13 protein-coding genes are annotated in these 18,199 nt (G+C 69.9%); 6 read left to right on the forward strand and 7 right to left on the reverse strand.

The features are described 5' to 3' along the window. Nucleotides 1–2 precede the first annotated feature (2 nt). Nucleotides 3–1,145, forward strand: coding sequence for a DUF58 domain-containing protein (locus tag ACZ5ZX_RS09125; protein WP_465501460.1), 1,143 nt, complete (start codon nt 3–5; stop codon nt 1,143–1,145). Further along, complete coding sequence (locus ACZ5ZX_RS09130; protein ID WP_465501461.1) at nt 1,142–3,319, forward strand: transglutaminase TgpA family protein; 2,178 nt, start codon at nt 1,142–1,144, stop codon at nt 3,317–3,319. Before ACZ5ZX_RS09125 ends, ACZ5ZX_RS09130 begins: the two co-directional genes overlap by 4 nt. A 66-nt stretch (nt 3,320–3,385) precedes the next feature. On the opposite strand, the gene ACZ5ZX_RS09135 is transcribed toward ACZ5ZX_RS09130, so the two are convergent. Beyond that, on the reverse strand, nt 3,386–4,807 hold the full coding sequence (locus ACZ5ZX_RS09135; RefSeq protein WP_465501462.1) for a serine/threonine protein kinase: 1,422 nt from the start codon (nt 4,805–4,807) through the stop codon (nt 3,386–3,388). 102 nt (nt 4,808–4,909) lie between these two features. Here ACZ5ZX_RS09135 and eccD point away from each other — a divergent pair, with 102 nt between their 5' ends. Continuing rightward, nucleotides 4,910–6,292 (forward strand): type VII secretion integral membrane protein EccD, encoded by a 1,383-nt coding sequence (gene eccD / locus ACZ5ZX_RS09140; RefSeq protein ID WP_465501463.1) that lies wholly within the window; start codon nt 4,910–4,912, stop codon nt 6,290–6,292. Nucleotides 6,293–6,296: 4 nt separating this feature from the next. Next, entirely contained in the window at nt 6,297–7,730 is a 1,434-nt protein-coding gene (eccB, locus tag ACZ5ZX_RS09145) for a type VII secretion protein EccB (protein ID WP_465501464.1), read from the forward strand. Nucleotides 7,731–8,420: 690 nt separating this feature from the next. On the opposite strand, the gene ACZ5ZX_RS09150 is transcribed toward eccB, so the two are convergent. The 5 genes from ACZ5ZX_RS09150 to eccCa all read right to left on the reverse strand — a co-directional run bounded on the left by ACZ5ZX_RS09150 (nt 8,421) and on the right by eccCa (nt 15,953). Then, on the reverse strand, nt 8,421–9,635 hold the full coding sequence (locus ACZ5ZX_RS09150) for a hypothetical protein (RefSeq protein ID WP_465501465.1): 1,215 nt from the start codon (nt 9,633–9,635) through the stop codon (nt 8,421–8,423). Nucleotides 9,636–9,644: 9 nt separating this feature from the next. Beyond that, nucleotides 9,645–10,061, reverse strand: a complete 417-nt coding sequence (locus ACZ5ZX_RS09155) for a hypothetical protein (RefSeq protein WP_465501466.1) — start codon at nt 10,059–10,061, stop codon at nt 9,645–9,647. Nucleotides 10,062–10,073: 12 nt separating this feature from the next. Further along, nucleotides 10,074–11,507 carry a hypothetical protein gene (locus tag ACZ5ZX_RS09160; RefSeq protein ID WP_465501467.1) on the reverse strand — a complete coding sequence of 478 codons (1,434 nt, stop codon included), beginning with the start codon at nt 11,505–11,507 and terminating at the stop codon, nt 10,074–10,076. Between the two features lie 11 nt (nt 11,508–11,518). Beyond that, nucleotides 11,519–11,896 (reverse strand): hypothetical protein, encoded by a 378-nt coding sequence (locus tag ACZ5ZX_RS09165; RefSeq protein ID WP_465501468.1) that lies wholly within the window; start codon nt 11,894–11,896, stop codon nt 11,519–11,521. 85 nt (nt 11,897–11,981) lie between these two features. Continuing rightward, a complete protein-coding gene (gene eccCa / locus ACZ5ZX_RS09170) occupies nt 11,982–15,953 on the reverse strand; it encodes a type VII secretion protein EccCa (RefSeq protein ID WP_465501469.1) in 3,972 nt (1,323 codons plus the stop codon). Nucleotides 15,954–16,082: 129 nt separating this feature from the next. Here eccCa and ACZ5ZX_RS09175 point away from each other — a divergent pair, with 129 nt between their 5' ends. Both ACZ5ZX_RS09175 and ACZ5ZX_RS09180 read left to right on the forward strand, forming a co-directional pair. Continuing rightward, nucleotides 16,083–16,412 carry a hypothetical protein gene (locus ACZ5ZX_RS09175; RefSeq protein WP_465501470.1) on the forward strand — a complete coding sequence of 110 codons (330 nt, stop codon included), beginning with the start codon at nt 16,083–16,085 and terminating at the stop codon, nt 16,410–16,412. A gap of 22 nt (nt 16,413–16,434) precedes the next feature. Beyond that, nucleotides 16,435–16,740 carry a hypothetical protein gene (locus tag ACZ5ZX_RS09180; RefSeq protein WP_465501471.1) on the forward strand — a complete coding sequence of 102 codons (306 nt, stop codon included), beginning with the start codon at nt 16,435–16,437 and terminating at the stop codon, nt 16,738–16,740. Between the two features lie 74 nt (nt 16,741–16,814). Here ACZ5ZX_RS09180 and mycP read toward each other — a convergent pair whose 3' ends face one another. After that, nucleotides 16,815–18,080 (reverse strand): type VII secretion-associated serine protease mycosin, encoded by a 1,266-nt coding sequence (gene mycP / locus ACZ5ZX_RS09185; RefSeq protein WP_465501637.1) that lies wholly within the window; start codon nt 18,078–18,080, stop codon nt 16,815–16,817. Between the last annotated feature and the right edge of the window lie 119 nt (nt 18,081–18,199).

The following is an 18,199-nucleotide window of genomic DNA, read 5'->3' on the forward strand; positions in this document are numbered from 1 at the left end:
GCGTGCGGCTCACCCGCCGCGGCGTCATCGTGCTCGCCTTCGCCGCCGGGTTCTACGCCGTCGGCGAGCTGGCCGGGTACACCTTCTTCCGTGCCTTCGCGGGGATCGCGGCGGGCGCGGTGCTGATCGCCTTGGCCACCACCAGGTTCCGGCCGAAGGTGGAGATCGGCCGGACCGTCCAGCCGGACCGCGTCGAACGCGGGAAGCCCGCGCTGGCTTCGCTCGTCGTGCGCAACACGGGTCCGCGACGGCATGGCGGATTCGCCGCGGGGGACGGGATCGGTGCCGAAACGCATCGGCTGCGTGTCCGCCCGCTCGCCCCCGGTACGGAAGCGACGTACCACTACGAGCTGCCGACGACGGTTCGCGGAAAGCTGCGGGTCGGCCCGCTCGTGGTGCACCGGCCGGATCTGTTCGACCTCGCGCGCGGTGATCAGACCGTCGGCGGAACCGCGTGGTTGTGGGTCCACCCGCGACGGCACGCCGTGCGCCCGGCGCAGGCAGGCCATCCGCGGCATCACCACGAAGGCCCGATCACCGACCCACCGCTGCGTGGATCGGCCGATCTGCGCGCGGTACGCGAGTACGTGGTCGGCGACGAGGTCCGGCATCTGCACTGGAAGGCGAGCGCCCGGACCGGACGGCTCATGGTGCGCGAATACGCCGATCCGGCTCAGCCGCGATTCACCGCCGTGCTCGACACGCGGCGTTCGGCGATGAGCCCGGCCGTTTTCGAGGAGGCCGTGGAGGTGGCCGCATCGCTGTTCTACGCGTCGGCGTCCGCCGGGCAGCACTGCAGGTTCATCACCGCGACGGGCGCCGACACCCTGACCGACAGCGGGGTGCGCGCGGCGAGGACGTTGCTGGACGAACTCGCGCTCGTCACCCAGGACGCCGCCGACAACGCGCCGCTGCTGCCCTCGGCGCTGGCCGCGGCTCAACGCCCCGGTGGGGTGCTGGTCGTGATCACCGGCCCGGACGCCGACCTCGGCCACGCCGCGCGCTGGCAGCCCGACACGGTGGTCCGGCTCGGTGACCTCAGGCCGTCGGCCGGTTCCAGCGGTCTGATCATCGCGGTCGACGCCGCCGGTGCCGCAGCACAGTGGAACTCGACCAAGGGGAATTCCTTGGCGGGGACGGCATGAGCGCGGGATTCGACCGGCTCGCGGTCGCCGGGCTCCTCGGCGCGACCGCGGTCGCCGGGCTGCTGTTCGCGCCGGTGTTCGGCATCAAGTCGTTGCTCGTGCCGGTACTCGTGGTCGCCGTCGTCGGCTACGGCTGCGTCGAACTGACCGCGAAGCTCCCGAAACTGGCCCCCTACCGGCCTTTGCTCGTGGCGCTGCTCGGCATTCTCGGCTTGATCGAGACGGTGCTGACCTCGACCACGTTCGCCTTCCTGCCCACGGCGGCTTCGTTGCGGGGGGTGGCGCGCGGATTCACCGAGGGCTGGCAGCTCACCCTGCAGTCCACCTGGCCGGCGCGGCCGGTTCCGGAACAACTGCTGTTCGTCCCGCTGACGGTGCTGCTCGCCGTCGTACTCGGCGTGGAATTGGTGCTGCGCCTGAAGAAACCGCTGGTGGCGTTGGTGCCGAGCCTGGCGGTCGCCGGGCTCGCGCAGGCGTATCAGGCGTTGACCGGCGTCGTCGCGGTGGCGGCGGCACTGGGCTACGCGGTACCCGCCGGGCTTCTGCTGTGGACGAGCCGTCGCACCTCGGCGGTGCACAAGGCACCCGGCGGACCGCGGTTCTCGTGGCGGATGACGGGATCGGCGGTCTGGCCCGCACTGTCCACTGTGGTCGCCCTCGTCGTGGGGGCCGTCGCGCTCGCCGGACTCGATCCGGCCGGCCGCGATCCGCTGACGCTCAAGGACACCCAGGCCGCGCCGCCACCGCGGAGCAGGCTCGGCAATCCGCTCGACGAAATCGCCCAGCGGCTCACCCGGCCGGACGAGGAAGTGTTCCGCTACCGCAGCGACCTCCCTGTCGATCAGTGGCGGTTGGTCGTGCTGAACGGGTTCGACGGCGCGAACTGGCTGGCCGATTCCCGGTTCCGGCGGCTCGGCGCCGGCCTCGACGGCGCGCCGGACGGTGCGGTGGGCACCGCCGAACTGCGGGTGCGCGGGCTGCCGGGACCCTGGCTGCCGAGCCACGCGGATCTCACCGGTGTCGACGGCCTGACGCCGTTGGTGAACCAGGACGCGGGCACGTTGCTGATGGACTCGCCGTCGGCGGGTCCGGCGCGGAACTACCGGCTCAACTGGTCCTCGCCCGAGGTCGACCTCGGCGCGGGGGAGGTCGACGCGCGGGCTCCGGGTGGTCTCGACGGACTCGGTGCGGTGCCGCCGGAGGTCGAGCAGGTGGCCAAGGACGCCGTGCGTGGGCTGCGCCCGACGTTCCAGTCCGCGTTGCAGCTGGAGCGTTTCCTCAGCAAGAACTATCAGGTCGCGGTGGGCAAGGAGGAGCTGCCGACCGGGCACGGCTGGCCGCAGTTGCGGAATTTCCTGCTGGAGAGCAAACGGGGGACGAGCGAACAGTTCGCCGCCGCGTACGTGGTCTTGGCACGGATGAGCGGTATCCCGGCGCGGCTGGTCGTCGGGTTCCGCGGTTCGGCGGAGACCGACGGCGGGATGAACGTCGTCCGCAACCGCGATGTCCTGGCGTGGCCCGAAGTCGCGGTCGACGGCGCCGGCTGGGTGGCGCTCGACCCGACCGCCGGCGCGGGCAGGGCGGGGCAGGAGCAGGCCGGTCCCGGCAAGGCGGTCGCCAAAGCGAGGGCACAGCTGCCCGCCGAGCAGGAACTGCGGCCGCCGCAGCTGCCGCCGGGCACCCCGCCGGACGCGCCCGAAGACCAGAGCGCCGACGCCGGCGCGGCCTGGTGGTGGGTGGCGCTCGCCGCCGCGATCGTCCTTTTAGGACTCGGCTGGCTCGCCGGCGTCCCGATGGCCAAGGCCGTCCGCGCTCGCCGACGTCGCCGCCGGACCGGCGAGGAGGGCGTGCTCGGCGCCTGGGACGAGATCCGCGACCGGTTGCGCGCACACGGCGTGCCGTTCCGGATCGGGATGACCCCGCGCGATCTCGCGGAATCGGCGGGTTCGCTCGCCGGCGAAGGGATCCGCGAGCCGGTCGCCAGGCTGGCCAAGGTGCTGGACGTGACGCTGTGGTCCGGGGTCCCGGTCGGCGACGGCGCCGTCCGGCGGGCCTGGCAGGAGGTCGGCGAGGTGCGCAAGGGGCTGGCCACCAGACCGTTCGCGGCTCGGGTGCTGGCGGCACTCGAGCCGCGGACCCTGGTGCCGGTCAAAGGCAAGGGAACGCGCGAGTAAGTCCGTGAAGGCCTCCTTCCCTACTTTGAGGGTAGGGAAGGAGGCCTTCACGGACTTACCGACGTGTCAGGGATTGCAGCGGGCGCCGCGGATCGGGACCGGGTCGGTGGTGTAGACGTGACGGCCGTCGGTCGCCCTGAGCTGGAAGCAGTACCGGCGCGCCGGGTCGACCGGAACGTCCATGCCGCGCTGGCGGTGCGCGACGAGCTGTTTCGTCTCGAGCCGCTCGCCCGCCATGATCACGACGAAGTCCAGTTCCCCTTCCGCCGTCCAGGTCAGCTGGACGTGATCGCTCTGATCCTGCGGCGGGGCGAGCGCCAGCTTGACGTCCGGCGCCGGTGCGGAAGCCGGTGACGGCGGCGGGATCGCGGCCGCCAGCGGGACGGCCTGTCCGCCGATCTCCGCCGGGCCGAGGACCAAGGGCACCACGGCCAGTCCGGCGAGCAGCACTCCGGCGCCTGCCATCGCGACGGGCCGCCAGGGGATTTGGCGTTCCCGCTTGAGTGGGCCGCTGAACTCGCGGATCAGGGTCCGGCCACCCGCCGGTGGGGCCTGCACCACCCGCACGGGCTGGAGTTGAGGGGCCGGTGCGGCGGCGACCGGCCGGGAAACCTCGGCGAAGTCGTCGAATTCGACGTCGGCTTCCTCTTCTTCGCCTGGCAGGTCAGCGGATTCTCCGGTGACGACCTCGCCACCCGGCTGACGCAGCTTCGTGAACAGCCGGGCCAGCGACGCCACGTCCTGCGGCCGGTCGGCCGGTTCCTTGGCCAGCAACCGGAGGATGGTGCCGGAAAGTTCCCTCGGGACGCTCGGGTCCTGGATCGGTGCCACCGGTTCCCGCAGTACCTGAAGGATCCGTTCGCCTGGCTGCTGCCCGGTGTGCCGGGGGAACGGCGGCGCGCCGGTCAAGGCGGTGTAGAGCACCGCACCGAGTCCATAAAGGTCGGAGGCGGCGGAAAGCGTGTCGTCGCGCAGGGTTTCCGGCGCGGTGTACTCGACCGCGTGCATCGGGTCGCGCGGGAACCGCCGCCGCAGCGCCACCGAGAAATCGGCGAGCACGAACTCGCCGGAAGCGCGGTACAGCACGTTGTGCGGGCTGATCCCGCCGTGCAGGACGTCCGCTCCGTGCGCCGCGGCGAGCGCCGACGCGATCGCGGCGCCGAGGGCCAGCACGTCGGAAACCCCCAGCCGGGTACCGGAATCCAGCAGTCCGGCGAGTGAACCCGGGCACAGTTCGCGGCGGACACCGCTGCGGCCGTCGGGATAGGCCATGACGTCGTCGATCTGCAGGATCGACCGCGTCGACCGCACGGCGGCCAGCGCCTTGCGTTCGCGTTCGAGCCACGCCGAGGTCTCGCGGTCGAAGGAACCGGGGAACATCTTGATCGCGAAGTCGTTGCCCGTAGCGGGATCCCGCCCCGCGTAGACGGTCGCGACGGGGCCCTGCGCGAGCAGCCGCGGTCCGCCGACTCCTGTCTCGATGCTCATGGCTCCATTGTCGCGCAAGAAGGCCGCTTTCGGCGTACTTTCCCGGCGGCAGGTTCCTGCCGAAGCGGCCCGCCGGAGCGGTCGCTGGCAGACCCTTTTCCCATGCAGACTGCCGGCCTGGTCAGGGTCACCATCACCACTCCGCACCGGCGCGTCGACATGGCGCTGCCGGAACACGCGTCCGTCGCCGAAATCCTTCCGGGCCTGCTCGCGCGAGCGGGCGAAGGGATGGCGGACGACGGCGTCGCCGTCGGCGGCTGGCAGTTGCGCCGCGCCGACGGTACCGCTTTCGATCCGGACCGGACGCTGGGCGCGCACCGGGTCCGGGACGGGGAGATCCTCCATCTGACACCGCGCCGTGCCGAGTGGCCGGAGCCCGAGTACGACGATCTCGTGGACGCGATCGCCACCGGTTCCGGCCGCACCGGCAAGGCCTGGGGGCCGCGGCATACGCGGCAGGCCGGGCTGGCTGCCGGTGCGCTCGCGGTGCTCTTCGGTCTGGTCGCGGTGCTGCGCGCCGGTCCGCCCTGGACGACCCCGGCGGCGTGGGCGCTCGCCGTTTCCGCGCTGTTGCTGGCCGCGGGTGTACTGCTCGCGCGAGCGCTCCGCGACGCGGGCGCCGGTGCGGTACTCGCCGCCGTCGCGCTTCCGTTCGCCTTCACCGGTGGCGGTCTGCTGCTCGCGGGCGATGACCCCCTCGGCGCGCTGTCCGCCGGTCACCTGCTGCTGGCGAGCGCGGCGCTGCTGCTCGCGGCCGTCGTCGGCCACCTCGGGGTGACCGCCGCGCCGGAACTGTTCGCGGGCGCGGCGACGGTGGGCCTGCTCGGCGTGCTCGGCGGCTGGCTGGCCACGTTCGACGATCTGGCGGGCTATCGTTCGGCGGCCGTGATCGGCGGCGGCGTGCTCGTGCTCTCGACCACGTTCGCGCCGCTGGCCCTGCGGCTCGGCCGGGTGCCGATGCCGGTGCTGCCGCGCTCGACCGCCGACCTCGTCCGAGACGATCCCCAGCCACCGCTCGATCTGGTGCACGCCGCCGTGGCGAGGGCGGACGCGCTGCTCACCGGGATGCTGGGCGGTGCGGCCATCGTCGTCATGTACTGCCAGCTGCAGTTGATCCGCAGCGACAGCGAGGCCGCGGTCGCCCTCGTGGCCCTGCTCGCGGCCGGATTCCTGGTACGGGCGAGGTTGTATCCGATCCTGCGGCAACGGCTGCTGGTGCTGGTGACCGGGGTCTTCGGCGCCGGATGCCTGCTGGCCGGGCCGCTCATGGCGGACCGCTCGCTGCTGCTCGTCCTGGCGGGACCGCTGTCGCTGGCGGTGGCCGCCATCGTGGTCGCGTCCGGTGTCCTGCTGAGCACGCGCGCCGCGAACCCGTATCTCGGCCGGATCGCCGAGTACTTCGAAATCCTGGTGACGATCGCCATCGTGCCGGTGGCGTGTTCGGTGCTCGGCCTGTACGGCTACGTGCGCGGACTGGGGGGCTGAAACCATGGCGTCCAAAAGGGACCAACTGCAGGCGTACCAGTTCATGGTGCAGCGCGCGATTTCCGCGCTCGTCACCAGGGAGACCGATCCGGAGCAGCCGCCGTTCCGCCGTCCGTCCGGCGCCGCTTTCGCCAGTGTCGCGCTGGCGATCGTGGCGCTGGCGTGCGTCGGGGTGTACGGGATGATCGTGCCGGGCGGGAACAACGCCTGGCGCAAGGATTCCGCGGTGATCGTGGAAAAGGAGACCGGGACCCGCTACGTCTACCTCGGCGAGCGGCTGCATCCCGTCGCGAACTACGCGTCCGCGCTGCTTCTGCTCGGCGATCACGGCACCACGGAACGGGTTTCACGCGATTCACTCGCCGGAGTCCCGCGGGGGCCCCGGATCGGCATCGCCGACGCGCCGGACGCCTTGCCCGGACCCGAAAAACTGCTCACCGGCCCGTGGTCGCTGTGCTCCGCGCCCGCGAGCGATCTGGCAGGCAGCCGGATCGAGGAGTCGGTCCTGCTGGCGGGCGCCTCGCCGTCCGGCGGTGCGGAGCTGGGAGACCAGGCGTTGCTGGTGGAATCGACGTCGACCGGCGACCGGTTCGTCGTATGGCGCGGGCATCGGCACCGGATCAACGACTACGGCGCCGTCGGCACCGGTCTCGCGCTCACCGCCGAACCGTGGGCGCGCGTCGGCCGGGCGTGGCTCGACGTGCTCCCGGAAGGCGCGCCCATCGGCCCGCTTCCCGTCGCCGCGGCGGGTGAGGCGTCCACGGCGGTGCCGGGCCGGACCGACATCCGGAACGGGATGCTGCTGATGGTGCAGACCTCCGGCGATGGACGGCAGTACTACCTCGCCGAACGAGACGCCCTGCGGCCCATCACCGAACTGCAGTACGACGTCCAGCGCGCGAGCGCCCAGATGATGGCCGCCTATCCCGGCACCGAACCGAAAACCGTGCCGCTGCCGCCCTCGCTCGCGACCATGTCGCGGCAACTGGACCCGATCCAGGCCGATGCGGGCGCGGCGCCGCCCGCCCGGCCCGCGATCGCGCGCCTGCGCGACCAGGACGCCACCGTGTGCGCCACTTTCGGCGACAACGCCGCCGCGCCTTCGCTGACCGTCGATCCCGCACTGCCGCCCGCGGATCCGATGTCCACCACCGCCCGCCGGACCGCGTCCGGGACCCCGCTGGCGGACCGCGTCCACGTGCCACCGGGCAGCGCGATCGTCGTCGAGGCGATGCCTTCGTCTTCGGCACCCGCCGGGACGCTCACCGTGGTGACCGACATGGGGCGCCGCTATCCGCTGGCTTCGCCGGACGTACTGAAGATGCTCGGGTACCCCTCGGCGCGTCCCGTCCGGCTTCCTGCCGGGTTGGTGGCGCGGTTGCCTGAGGGACCGAGCCTGGACCCCGCCGCCGCGCGGCGCCAGACCCTGGGTGGCTGAGGACCTGGGCAGCGTCCGAAAGCCGTGAAGGCCTCCTTCCCTACCTTGAGAGCAGGGTCCCGGCAAAGTCGAGGTAGAGCTTGATCAACGGAAGATCAGGGACACTCAACGTCCCTGATCTTCCGTTGATCAAGGGCGAGCCGAGGTAGGGCAGGCCTGATTCTGGATGCCGCGGGGCTACAGGTGCGGTTTCGGAGGAATGGCGTGAGTGGCGATTCGGGTGAGGGCCACTGGTGTCTTGGGTACCTGCCATCGGGCGACACGCGTGATCCGACGGAGGGCACGCGTGAGTGAACGGAGAACACGCGTGTCGAAACCTGCCGCTCCCGCGTGTCATCCATCCAGTCACACGTGTCCTCCGTCTGATCACACGCGCCATCCATCCAGCCACGCGAAACCACCGACTCGGCCCGAGTCGTGAGTGGCGATTCGGGCTAGAACACGAAACGCCACTCACGACCCCCTCGCGAAACCGTGCAAGATGCCCAAATCGGGCATTTTTGTCTCGGAAAGTGTCCCTTATGGACAGTCCGGACCCGGGTGAGGCCCCTTGCGTTGGCCCGCTCCCGCTGTGTCCACCACGACGCGTTCGTCTTGTCCCGCTCTAGAGGTGCAGCCAACCAGCACTTATGCGACTTTGCCGGAACCCTACCTTGAGAGTAGGGAAGGAGGCCTTCACGGCGTTGGGGCTCAGCGGGAGTTCGGTCGCCAGAGGTCTTCGTCGAGCATCTGCACCGAGCCCGACTCCGACTCAGCGGACTGGCGACCCCTCGCGAGGGTGAACCCGGCATCCGGATTGCCGTTGGCGGCCCGGCCGCGCAACTTCGCCGGAACGCCGTCGCTCTTCCCGGACGACGCCCTGCGGGTCGATCCGTTGCGTCCCGTCGGCTGTTCGCGCGAGCCGGGTCGCAGCGTGCCCGCCGTGGCCTGCCCGCCACCGCCGTGGGGCGACATCATCGGCGGGACCCCCGTCCCGGCGGCCTTCGCTCCCGCCTGGGTCGCCGCACCAGGCTGGATTTCCGATGCCAGGCTGGGCGCCCGCTTCCCCGCGACCGGCTTCGCACCCGTCGGCATACCGCCGAAGCCCCCTGCCGCGCCGATGCCTCCGAGGAGGCCCGACGGCATCGGTGGAACACCGGAACCGCCAGGCAACCCGCCGAGCGAGGGGAGTGAGCCGGCTGTGGAGGGAAGAGGAGCGAGCCCGGCCAGCGATATCCCGGAGGACGGGTCTTGCCCGTTCACCCCGTTCAGGCCCTCGAGAGCCGGGAGTTCGGAGCCCGTTCCACCGCCCAGGGAACCCGCCGTCTCGGCGAGGCTCTGCAATTCGGTGAGCGCGGTCATCCCGGCCTCGGCGGCGGCGAGGAAATCGGTCGGGGAGTTCCCCTCCGTCGACCCGGTTTCCTGCGATGTCACCAGGTCGGCGGGGGACTCAATGCCCGCGGCCGCGCAAACGGTGAGCATCGAGGTGTCGAAGTGCCCGCCCAGTTCGGTCATTTTCATACCTGACGCCTGCTGGAGAGCGAAGGCCGCCGGTGCGCCGAACGGGGTGAGCATGGCGACGCGGTAGTCCGCGTAGAAACCTGCCACCGCCGCCGCGGTCGTCGTGACGTGGGAAGCGAGCGTCGTCAGCGTCTCCGCGGGTTTGGCCAGATCGATCCGGTCACCCCAGAACTTCAGCTCGGCGAGGGTCCGCTGAGCCTGCTCTTCGTGCAGCCGCCCGGCTTCATCTGTCCAATAAGGAGTGAGTTCGCGGACACGGGTGCTGAGCTCCGCCGTGGTCGTGTCGATCCAGCGGCGCACGTCAGTCCACATGTTCGCCGCCTCGAGCAGAGACCGGGCCTTGCCTGCCTCGGCGCGAGCCATCTCGAAATGCATCTCGATGGGAAGAAGCTGATAGGGAATCATCGTCGGCTCCTAGACACTCGCCTGCGAGCCGTCGGCTCCAGGTGCCTCAGTGGGTTCGTTCGTGGACTTCGGGGCCTGGCTTATGGAGCTCGATGCCTGTTGCAGCAGGCTCAACCCCTGTTGTGCGATCTTGAAGGACGACGAGGCCAGTGTCAGCGCGCTCGCCGCGTCGGCGGCCGTGTAGCCACCGGCGATGGCCTTGACCTTCGTCGAATCCGTCGCGAGATCCGTGGTGATCTTCGTCAGGAAGGCTGTCATCTCGGCGGTCGCGGCCATGTCCAGCAGGGACATCGCGATCCCCTCGAACAATCCGGTCGCGTTCAGGCCGTTCCCCAGCCTGCCGAGCGAACCGGGCATGTCCGGTGCTTTGAGCTGTCCCGAGTAGGCGGCCATCGCTTCGGTATCACCGTCGACGTAATCGGGCATGAGCCCCCTCCTTTACTGTCCGGTGCGGTATTTCGGTTCGTCGTGCCCGGTCGGGCCGACCTGCCACAGTTCCTCGTCAAGCAACTGGACGGTGTTCTCGCCGTCCCAGCGCCGTTCGGCGGCGGGTGGCGGCGTGACGGCGTTGGCCCGCCCTGTCCGGCCCCTCAGCGACACACCCGGCGTGCTGTCGGGTTTCCGTGATCGGACGGCGTTGACCTGTTCGGCGGCTCCCGGCCGGATCCCGCTCGACGAATTCGCGCCACCTGCGTGCGGCGAGTGCATCGCGGGCATCATCCCCGGACTCGCCATCCCGCCCGGCGCCGCGCGTGACGCGCCTGCGGCCCCTGCCGTCGTTCCGACGCCGGGAAGTGGTGCTCCCGGCATCGAAGCACCAAGGCCTGCCGTGCCGGACATCGGCACCGAGCCTGGCGCCGACGGAACGCCGCCGCCCCCGCCACCGATTCCGGCCGCGCCCGCGTCGAGACCCGCCAGACTGGGAAGTCCCGAAGAATCACTCGGCAGGCCAACGGAACCCAGGGGATCGGGCAAGGGGGCCAGCGGGGACAACTTGCCTGGTTCGAGACGGCCGAGTTCACCGCCGATATCCGTGCCGCCGACCTGTTGCAGTAGCCCGCTCGCCGCCTCCAATGCCTGGGAACCGCTGTCCAGCAGTGAGGACGCGGCGTTCATGAGGGACTGCGGGGTTTCCTTGTTCTCAGGGGTTTCCGGCGTGGCGGGGGTTTCGGGTTCGACCGGAGTCGCGGGTTCGGCGGGAGTCCCTGCGCCCGCCCCGGTTCCGTTCGTGCCGGTTCCCGTAGGGCCGATGCCGTCGCCGGTCGAGGACGGGGTGTCCGTGGGCATGGCCCGCGGGCCGGTCCACGCCGCGCCGTGCGCGTTGGTAAGCACCAGGGCTTTCATGGTGAAGTATTCGCCGTCGAGCGCGGTGAGCTGGGCGACCATCCTCTCGCGGTAGAGCGGTTCGTTCTGGCCTTTCAGCTTGGGGTCGGCGTCGTATTTCTGATGGAAATCATCGTGGAGCAGCTTCACGTTGTTGTACGTGGTCCGGATGTTCCCTGCCAGCACGCGCAAGGAGCCGGCCACACCCGAGCGAACGATTCCGCTGCCGTAACCGACGAACGATACTTCCTGTCCGTTGGCGACGCCCTTGATCGGCCGTGAGCCGCTGATGACCTCCGTGGTCGCCTGGGTCCATGTACGCAACGATTCGAGGTCCTTTTCGGCCCGTCCGACGAAGAGATCACCCGCGTCGTCAGGCCATTCATCGCGGAGAGCCTGTAGTTCACCCCGGAATCGGGCGATCTTGTCGTCGATCCATTCGCGCCCCTTGTCCCACATCGTGGCCGCGTCTTCGAGCCTGGTGCTGTGCGGGAGTTCCGCTTCGATCTTCCGGAACAGGTCGTCGACCGACAAGCCTTCGTACGCCATGTGAACACTCCCTACTTCGAACCGTCCATCGGCGGCAGCAACTCACGCGCGATTTCGGGAAGTCCGGTCGTCTGCCTGACGGCGATTCCATCGAGGATCTTCTTCTTGGCGTCTTCGCTGGCCTCGCAGTATTCTTTGCCGCGTTCGCGGACGAAATAAGCGTAGGCGGTGAGCCCGTACTTGACATCCGTGATGAACTTCTGGAGCTCCTTGGTCATCACGGTGTCCATGTTGACCAGGTCGTCGCAGTAGTCCAGGCCATTGGCGCACGGCGGGTCCACGGCACGCCGTAGCGCGGAATCGACGGGTTCGGCCGCGATCGCCTGAACCCGTTGTGAGAACACCTCCATCGCCGCCGTATCGGCATCGGTCAGATCGCCGAGTCCCATTTTCCACTCCCGAATTCGAGGCTTTGTCGAAAAGGCAATCACTTCCCCTGCCGCGGCGGGCCGCCGCGACAGGAACCGGCAGGTCCTACGCCGTCGGTGGCAGCCAGCCAAGCTGGACCAGGCCCTTGGTGCCGCGCCGGTCGATCAGCCAGCCCCGGCCAGGCGGCAGCACCTGCGCCCGCATCCCGCCGAGCAACGGGCCTTCGTCCCGGTCCCCGGACATCATCAGACCGGGTGCCCCGACTTCCCTGACCCGGCCGAAGAACGGTTCGAAGATCCCCCGGCCGGCACCACCCGTCCGGCGGGCGAGCACCAGGTGCAGTCCGACGTCCGAGCCGTGCGCGACCAGATTCAGCAGAGGGAGCAGCGGATGTTCCTTGTGCGTGGCCACCATGTCGTAGTCGTCGACGAGCACGAAGATCTCCGGGCCCTGCCACCAGTCGCGCGCCCGCAGTTGCTCCGGCGTGATGTCGGGGCCGGGCAGCCGTTGTTCGAAGATCCCCGCCAGTTCGGTCATGAGACCGCGGCTGTGCGTGTCGCTGGTGCCGTAGGCGAGCAGGTGTTCGTCCCCGACTTCGCCGAGCAGACCCCGCCGGTGGTCGATGAGCACGATCTTCGCCTGCTCCGGAGTGTAGGCGCCGGTGATCCGTCGGGCGAGCAAGCGCAGGAACGCGGTCTTGCCGGACTCCGTGTCGGCCAGCAGGAGGAAATGCGGGTCCGCGGCGAAGTCGAGCCGGAACGGCGAGAGGTCCTTTTCATGGATCCCGACGGTGAGCCCGGCGTTCGCGCCGGTGAGTTCGTCGGTCTCGGGGAGTTCCTCGTACCCCAAGACAGGGGGCAGGAGGCGGACCGAGGGCGCGGGTTCACCCGGCCAGGCCTCGCGGATCGCCTCGACCAAGGCCGCCAGGCCATCGGCGAGGTCGTCCGGATCGGCCTTACCGTCGATCCGGGGCAGGGCGATCAGCATCTGGTGCCCCTGCGTCGCGAGCCCACGGCCCGGCGCGCCGGAGGGCACGCTCATCGCGGCGCGGCGGTCGATGGCCGAGTCGATCGGGTCGCCGATCTTCAGTTCGAGCCTGCTGGCGAACAGGTCCCGCACGTTCATCCGCAGATCGAACGAGCGGGTGCACGTGGCCACCACGTGCACGCCGAAGGACAGGCCGCGCGCGGTGACGTCGTTCACGATGTCCTCCAGTTCCGGGAAGTCGTTGCGCAGCGTCAGCCAGCCGTCGACGATCAGGAACACGTCGCCGTGCGGGTCTTCGGGGAACTTGCCCTCGGCCCGGAGCCGCCGATAGGTGACGATGCCGTCGATCCGCTGTTCGGCGAACATCCGTTCCCGCTCGGACAGCAGGGCGGCCACCTCGGCGACCGTGCGGCGGACCGCGCCGGTGTCGAGCCGTCCGGACACGCCGGAGACGTGAGGCAGGCCGCTGATCGAAGCGAGCGTGCCGCCACCGAAGTCCAGGCAGTAGAACTGCACCTCACGCGGGGTGTGGGTGAGGGCGAGGCTGGTGATCAGGGTGCGCAGGGCGGTACTCTTGCCGGTCTGCGGCGAACCGAGCACCATCAAGTGGCCCGCTGCCCCGGAAAGGTCGAGGACCAGCGGATCGCGCCGCTGCTCGAACGGCCGGTCGACGATGCCGAGTGTCGGCCGGAGCGCGCCCGCCTGCTCGGGTGAGCCCGCGGTCAGCCCGCGCCGGGGGTGGACGAGCAGACCGGGCAGCAGCCCGTCGAGGGTCGGCGATTCGTCCAGCGGCGGCAGCCAAACCTGGTGCGCGGGAGTGCCCTGGCCTTCCAGCCGGTCGACCAGGATGTCGAGGAGCGTCTCGCCGACGGCCGTGTCATCTTCCTCCGGGGTGGCTTCCACCTCTTCGTCGAAGCCGACCTCTGGAGCGACATACGACGTCGTGTACTCGTGCAGTTCCAGCTGTTCCCGTCCGGTCGACGGCATCGGAACCCCGGTGTCGCGCTGGTAGACGCCGGACACGTAGGCGGCGCGGAACCGATCCATCGGCTCGGTGCCGACCTTGAGGAAGCCGTGCCCCGGTGCTCGGGGCAGATGGAACGCGTCGGCGACGCCGAGTACCGCACGACTGTCCATTTCGGAGAAGGTCCGCAAGCCGACGCGATAGGACAGATGGGCCTCAAGGCCGCGCAGCCTGCCCTCGTCGAGCCGTTGCGAGGCGAGCAGCAGGTGTACCCCCAGCGAACGGCCCACGCGGCCGATCTGGACGAACATGTCGATGAAATCGGGCTTGGCGGACAGCAGTTCCGAGAATTCGTCGCAGATCACCAGCAGGGTCGGCACTTCGGGCAGCGGAGCTCCGGCGGCCCGCGCCTTCTCGTAGTCGCGCAACGAGGCGAAACTCCCCGCCGCGCGCAACAATTCCTGGCGGCGGATGAGCTCACCGTTGATCGCGTCGGTCATCCTGTCGACCAGATGCAGTTCGTCGGCCAGGTTGGTGATCACCGCGCTGGTGTGCGGGAGCGCGTCCAGCCGGGCGAAGGTGGCTCCACCCTTGAAGTCGACCAGTGCGAAGTTCAGCGAGTTCGGCGGGTGCGTGACCGCCAGCGCCAGCACCAGCGTCCGCAACAGCTCGGATTTACCGGAACCGGTGGCGCCGATAAGGAGCCCGTGCGGCCCCATCCCTTCCTGGGCCGACTCCTTCAGGTCGATTTCGATCGGGGTGCCGTCCTCCTGGATACCGAGTTTCACCCGCAGCCGGTCCCGGTTCGGCCGGGGCAGCCAGGTGTCGGCCGGGTCGAAGTCGTAGGGGTCCCCGAGTTGCAGCAGTTCGGCAAGGCCCAGTTCCGAGGTCAGTGGGGCTTCGCCCCGTAGGCCCGCCGTCAGGCGAAGGGGAGCCAGTTGCCTGGCCAGGCCTTCCGTCGCTACTTCGCCGAGCGTATCCGCCTGCCCGAGCGGGGCTTCGCCGTCGATGGTTTCGCTGACCAGCGCGCCGTCGGTGTCCACCGCCAGCACCACCGAGGTCCGGTCCAGTGCGCGCGGCGGCATCGTGGTGAGGTCGACCACTGTCACCCCTTCGACGCCACCGCCGGTCATCAGGTGGTCTGAGCCCGCGACCGATCCGCCGTCCAGCACGACGACCACGTGCGGACCGGGAACGCGAACGTCCACCTCCGGGTCGAAGCGTGGACGTTTGACAAGTTCCTCCTCCAGCATCGCTTCCAGACCCTGGATGCCGGCCGCGACCAGGCGCAGCGGGCCGAGCGCGTCGGTACGTTCCGGATGCAGCGCGTGCGGCAGCCATTTGACCCAGTCCCAGTCGGCGCGCCGGTCTTCGCCGACGCAGACCGCGACGCGCAGGTCGTCGGGCGAGTGCAAGGTGACCAGCTGCGCCAGCAGCGCACGCAGGACGCCGAGTGACGCTGTGCGGTCGCCGCGAAGGAAGATCCGGCTGAAGCCGTTGACCGCGATCGCGATCGGCAACCTGCCCACCGTGGTGTAGGTGGTGATGAACCGGCGCAACGCCAGCGCCGACAACGGTTCCAGCTCTTCGAGCGGTTTGGTGTCGGGCGCGATCAGGGCGAGCGTCGGAGCCTGCGGGCCTCGACCGATCCGGGCGACGCCGAAGTCCTGGTCGTTCTTGCGCCGCTCCCACAGCCGATAACTCGAAGCCAACGACCACAACGTGGCGGGATCCGGATGCAGGTACTCCATCGCCTCGCGCTGCCGTCGCACCGAACGCCGCAGCCGCAACCGATGCTGAGACAGATGGCGCAGGTACTTTCGCCGCGCGTAGGCCATTTCCCGTTTGCTCGGACCACCGCCTTGCAGGAGTCCGGTGACGACCATGCCGAGCATGCCGACGCCCATCAGACCGTAGATGACGAACCGGAGCTGCCCGGTCATGCTGCCGGAGTACATCAGCAGCATCGCCGCCATCATCGCCACCATCGGCAGCACCATGAAGATCTGCGTCCACTGCCGCGCGGGCGGCGGCGGGATCTCCGGCGGTGGCTGCAGGATCAGCTCGCCGGCAGGCATTTCCGGAGCGGGCCGACGGCTCGGCCGTTTCACCATGATTGTCGCCACGTCACCGATAGTCCGCGAAGACCGGCCCCGTCCGGTGGTGATGGCAGGAACTTGCCGCGGACCGGAATACGGCGGTAAGGCGACCTAGCCTCTGGGAAGAGTGCGAGAGCACGGAAAGGAGAACCGAGCATGTCGTATTGGGATTTGATCGACGACAACACCGCCGCGTTGCGCGCCCAGTCGTCGCGTTTCTCGGAATTCGGCCAGACCATGGCCGACGGCTCCAAGCGGGTCGCGAACGCGGTCGACGAGGGAGCGGCCGCGTGCAGCGGGACATTCGTACCCGCCATGTGTGACGTCGATTCGTCGCGGCGCGGGGAGACCGGTGTCCACGTCGGGCAGACGACCGACACTTCGGACGGGATGATGACCGCGGCGGGCATCATCGTCGACCACGACTCGGAAGCGTCGCGGTTGGCTCAGGGATCGGCGACCTACGGCCTCGCGGCCAGGATGTAATCCGGAAAGGAGACTGGTAACAGTGCAGAATTCCCAAACCGTCACCGCGCACCGGGAAACCGGTGAAATGATGGTGGACGCTCTCACCAGCGACGCGAACCACCAGATCGACAACGTCAGCCAGCAGCGGAACGAATTCGGCTTCCTGTACGACTCGGAGGTTCGTTCGGGGTACGGTCACGAGCTGATGCAGCAGGTGCAGGGTGACATGGCGAAGGCCAGCGAAACCTTCCACACCCAGATCGGGCAGGCGCGCGGTACGCGTGACGCGTTCGAAACCGTGCTCGACGCCCCTCGTCAAGCGGCGCAGTTGCTCAGGGGTCTCTGAACAAGCGTCCACTGAGGACTGAAGGTCCCGGCGAGCTCGGCTCGCCGGGACCTTTCGCGTGACCGGCCGGACGGTCAGTGCTCGGAGAGCAGGAACATCTGCTCCGGCGGTTCCACCGTGGCCGGTTCGGCGGGCAGCGGTGCGGCCCGGCCGGGCCGCCAGCGACGCCGCCTTCCGCGCACCACGAGGGCCACTCCCAGCGCGGCGACCAGGATTCCGGCGATCGCGGCGGCGGTCAGCCATTTCGCGGCCGTCCCGGTTTCCCTGAGCCGGTCGGCCCGGTCGAGGGCCGCCTGGTCGACCGGGCCCGGAACATACACCGGCAGGGCGGCGGGTTTCGCCGGGTCGAGTCCGTCGGTCACCGCGCGGTAGGGGTCGGCCAGTCCCGCGCCGTACGCGTCGCTCGCCCGGCCGCCCCGTGCCGGGTTCGCCGTCGCCTTCAGCCGCTGGACGACTTGCGCGGCGGACAATTCCGGCCACGCGGACCGCACCAGCGCGGCCGTCGCGGAGACGAACGGCGCGGCGAAACTGGTTCCGTCGACGTAGGCGTGGCCCGCCACGCGGGTCGTCGCGAGCACCTTCGCACCCGGTGCCATGATCCCGACGTACGGGCCGATCTGCGAAGCGGGCATCCGGGCACCGTCGATGTCCACCGCGCCCACCCCGAGCACGCCGGGGTAGCCTGCCGGAAAGGACGGAAGTCCGGAGTTGGCGTCCCGCTGGGAGTTGCCCGCGGCGGCGACCACCACCGCGTCCTTCCCGACGGCGTACGCGACCGCGTCGCGGATGACCGCGAAGTCGCTCAGCCCTGCCAGGGAAAGGTTGATCACCTTGGCGTTCTGGTCGGCCGCGTACCGGATTCCGTTGGCCACCACCTGAGGGTCGATCCGCAGTGAATCGCCCTGGTCGCTCAGATCCCGGTCGGTGATCCGGACCGGGAGGATCTCCGCGTCCGGGGCGATCCCGTGGAAACCGATGCCCGGAACCGGATCGGCGGCGATGAGACCGGCCACCCCGGTGCCGTGCGAGACACAGTCGAACGACCCCGGCAGTCCACCCGGCAGGTAGAAATCCCTGCCCTGGCGTACTTTCCCCGGTCTGCTGAGCTGAGGGTGGTCGGCGTCGACCCCGGAGTCCACCACCGCCACCACGATCCCGGCGCCACGGCTCCACGGCCACACCCGTTCCGGGGAGAGCTGGCGCTGCGCCCAGGGTTCCGCCTGGACCTCCGCATGCGCCGGCTCCGGATCACGGCAGGCCCCCGCGGGCGGGGCCGCGTACGCCGGTGCCGAGACGGTGCCGCAGTGGAGAGCGGCCAGCGCCGTCACGGCGGCGAGCATCCGATGTCTTTTCACCCTGGCGATCATCGGACGACGACCGGCGTCCCGGTGCCGGCTGGCCGCAACCTGCCACGGCGCTGTCACCGCGTTCTGACGGCCGCAGACTTGCCTGGAGACAG

The organism is Amycolatopsis sp. NPDC033938, from assembly GCF_055575975.1.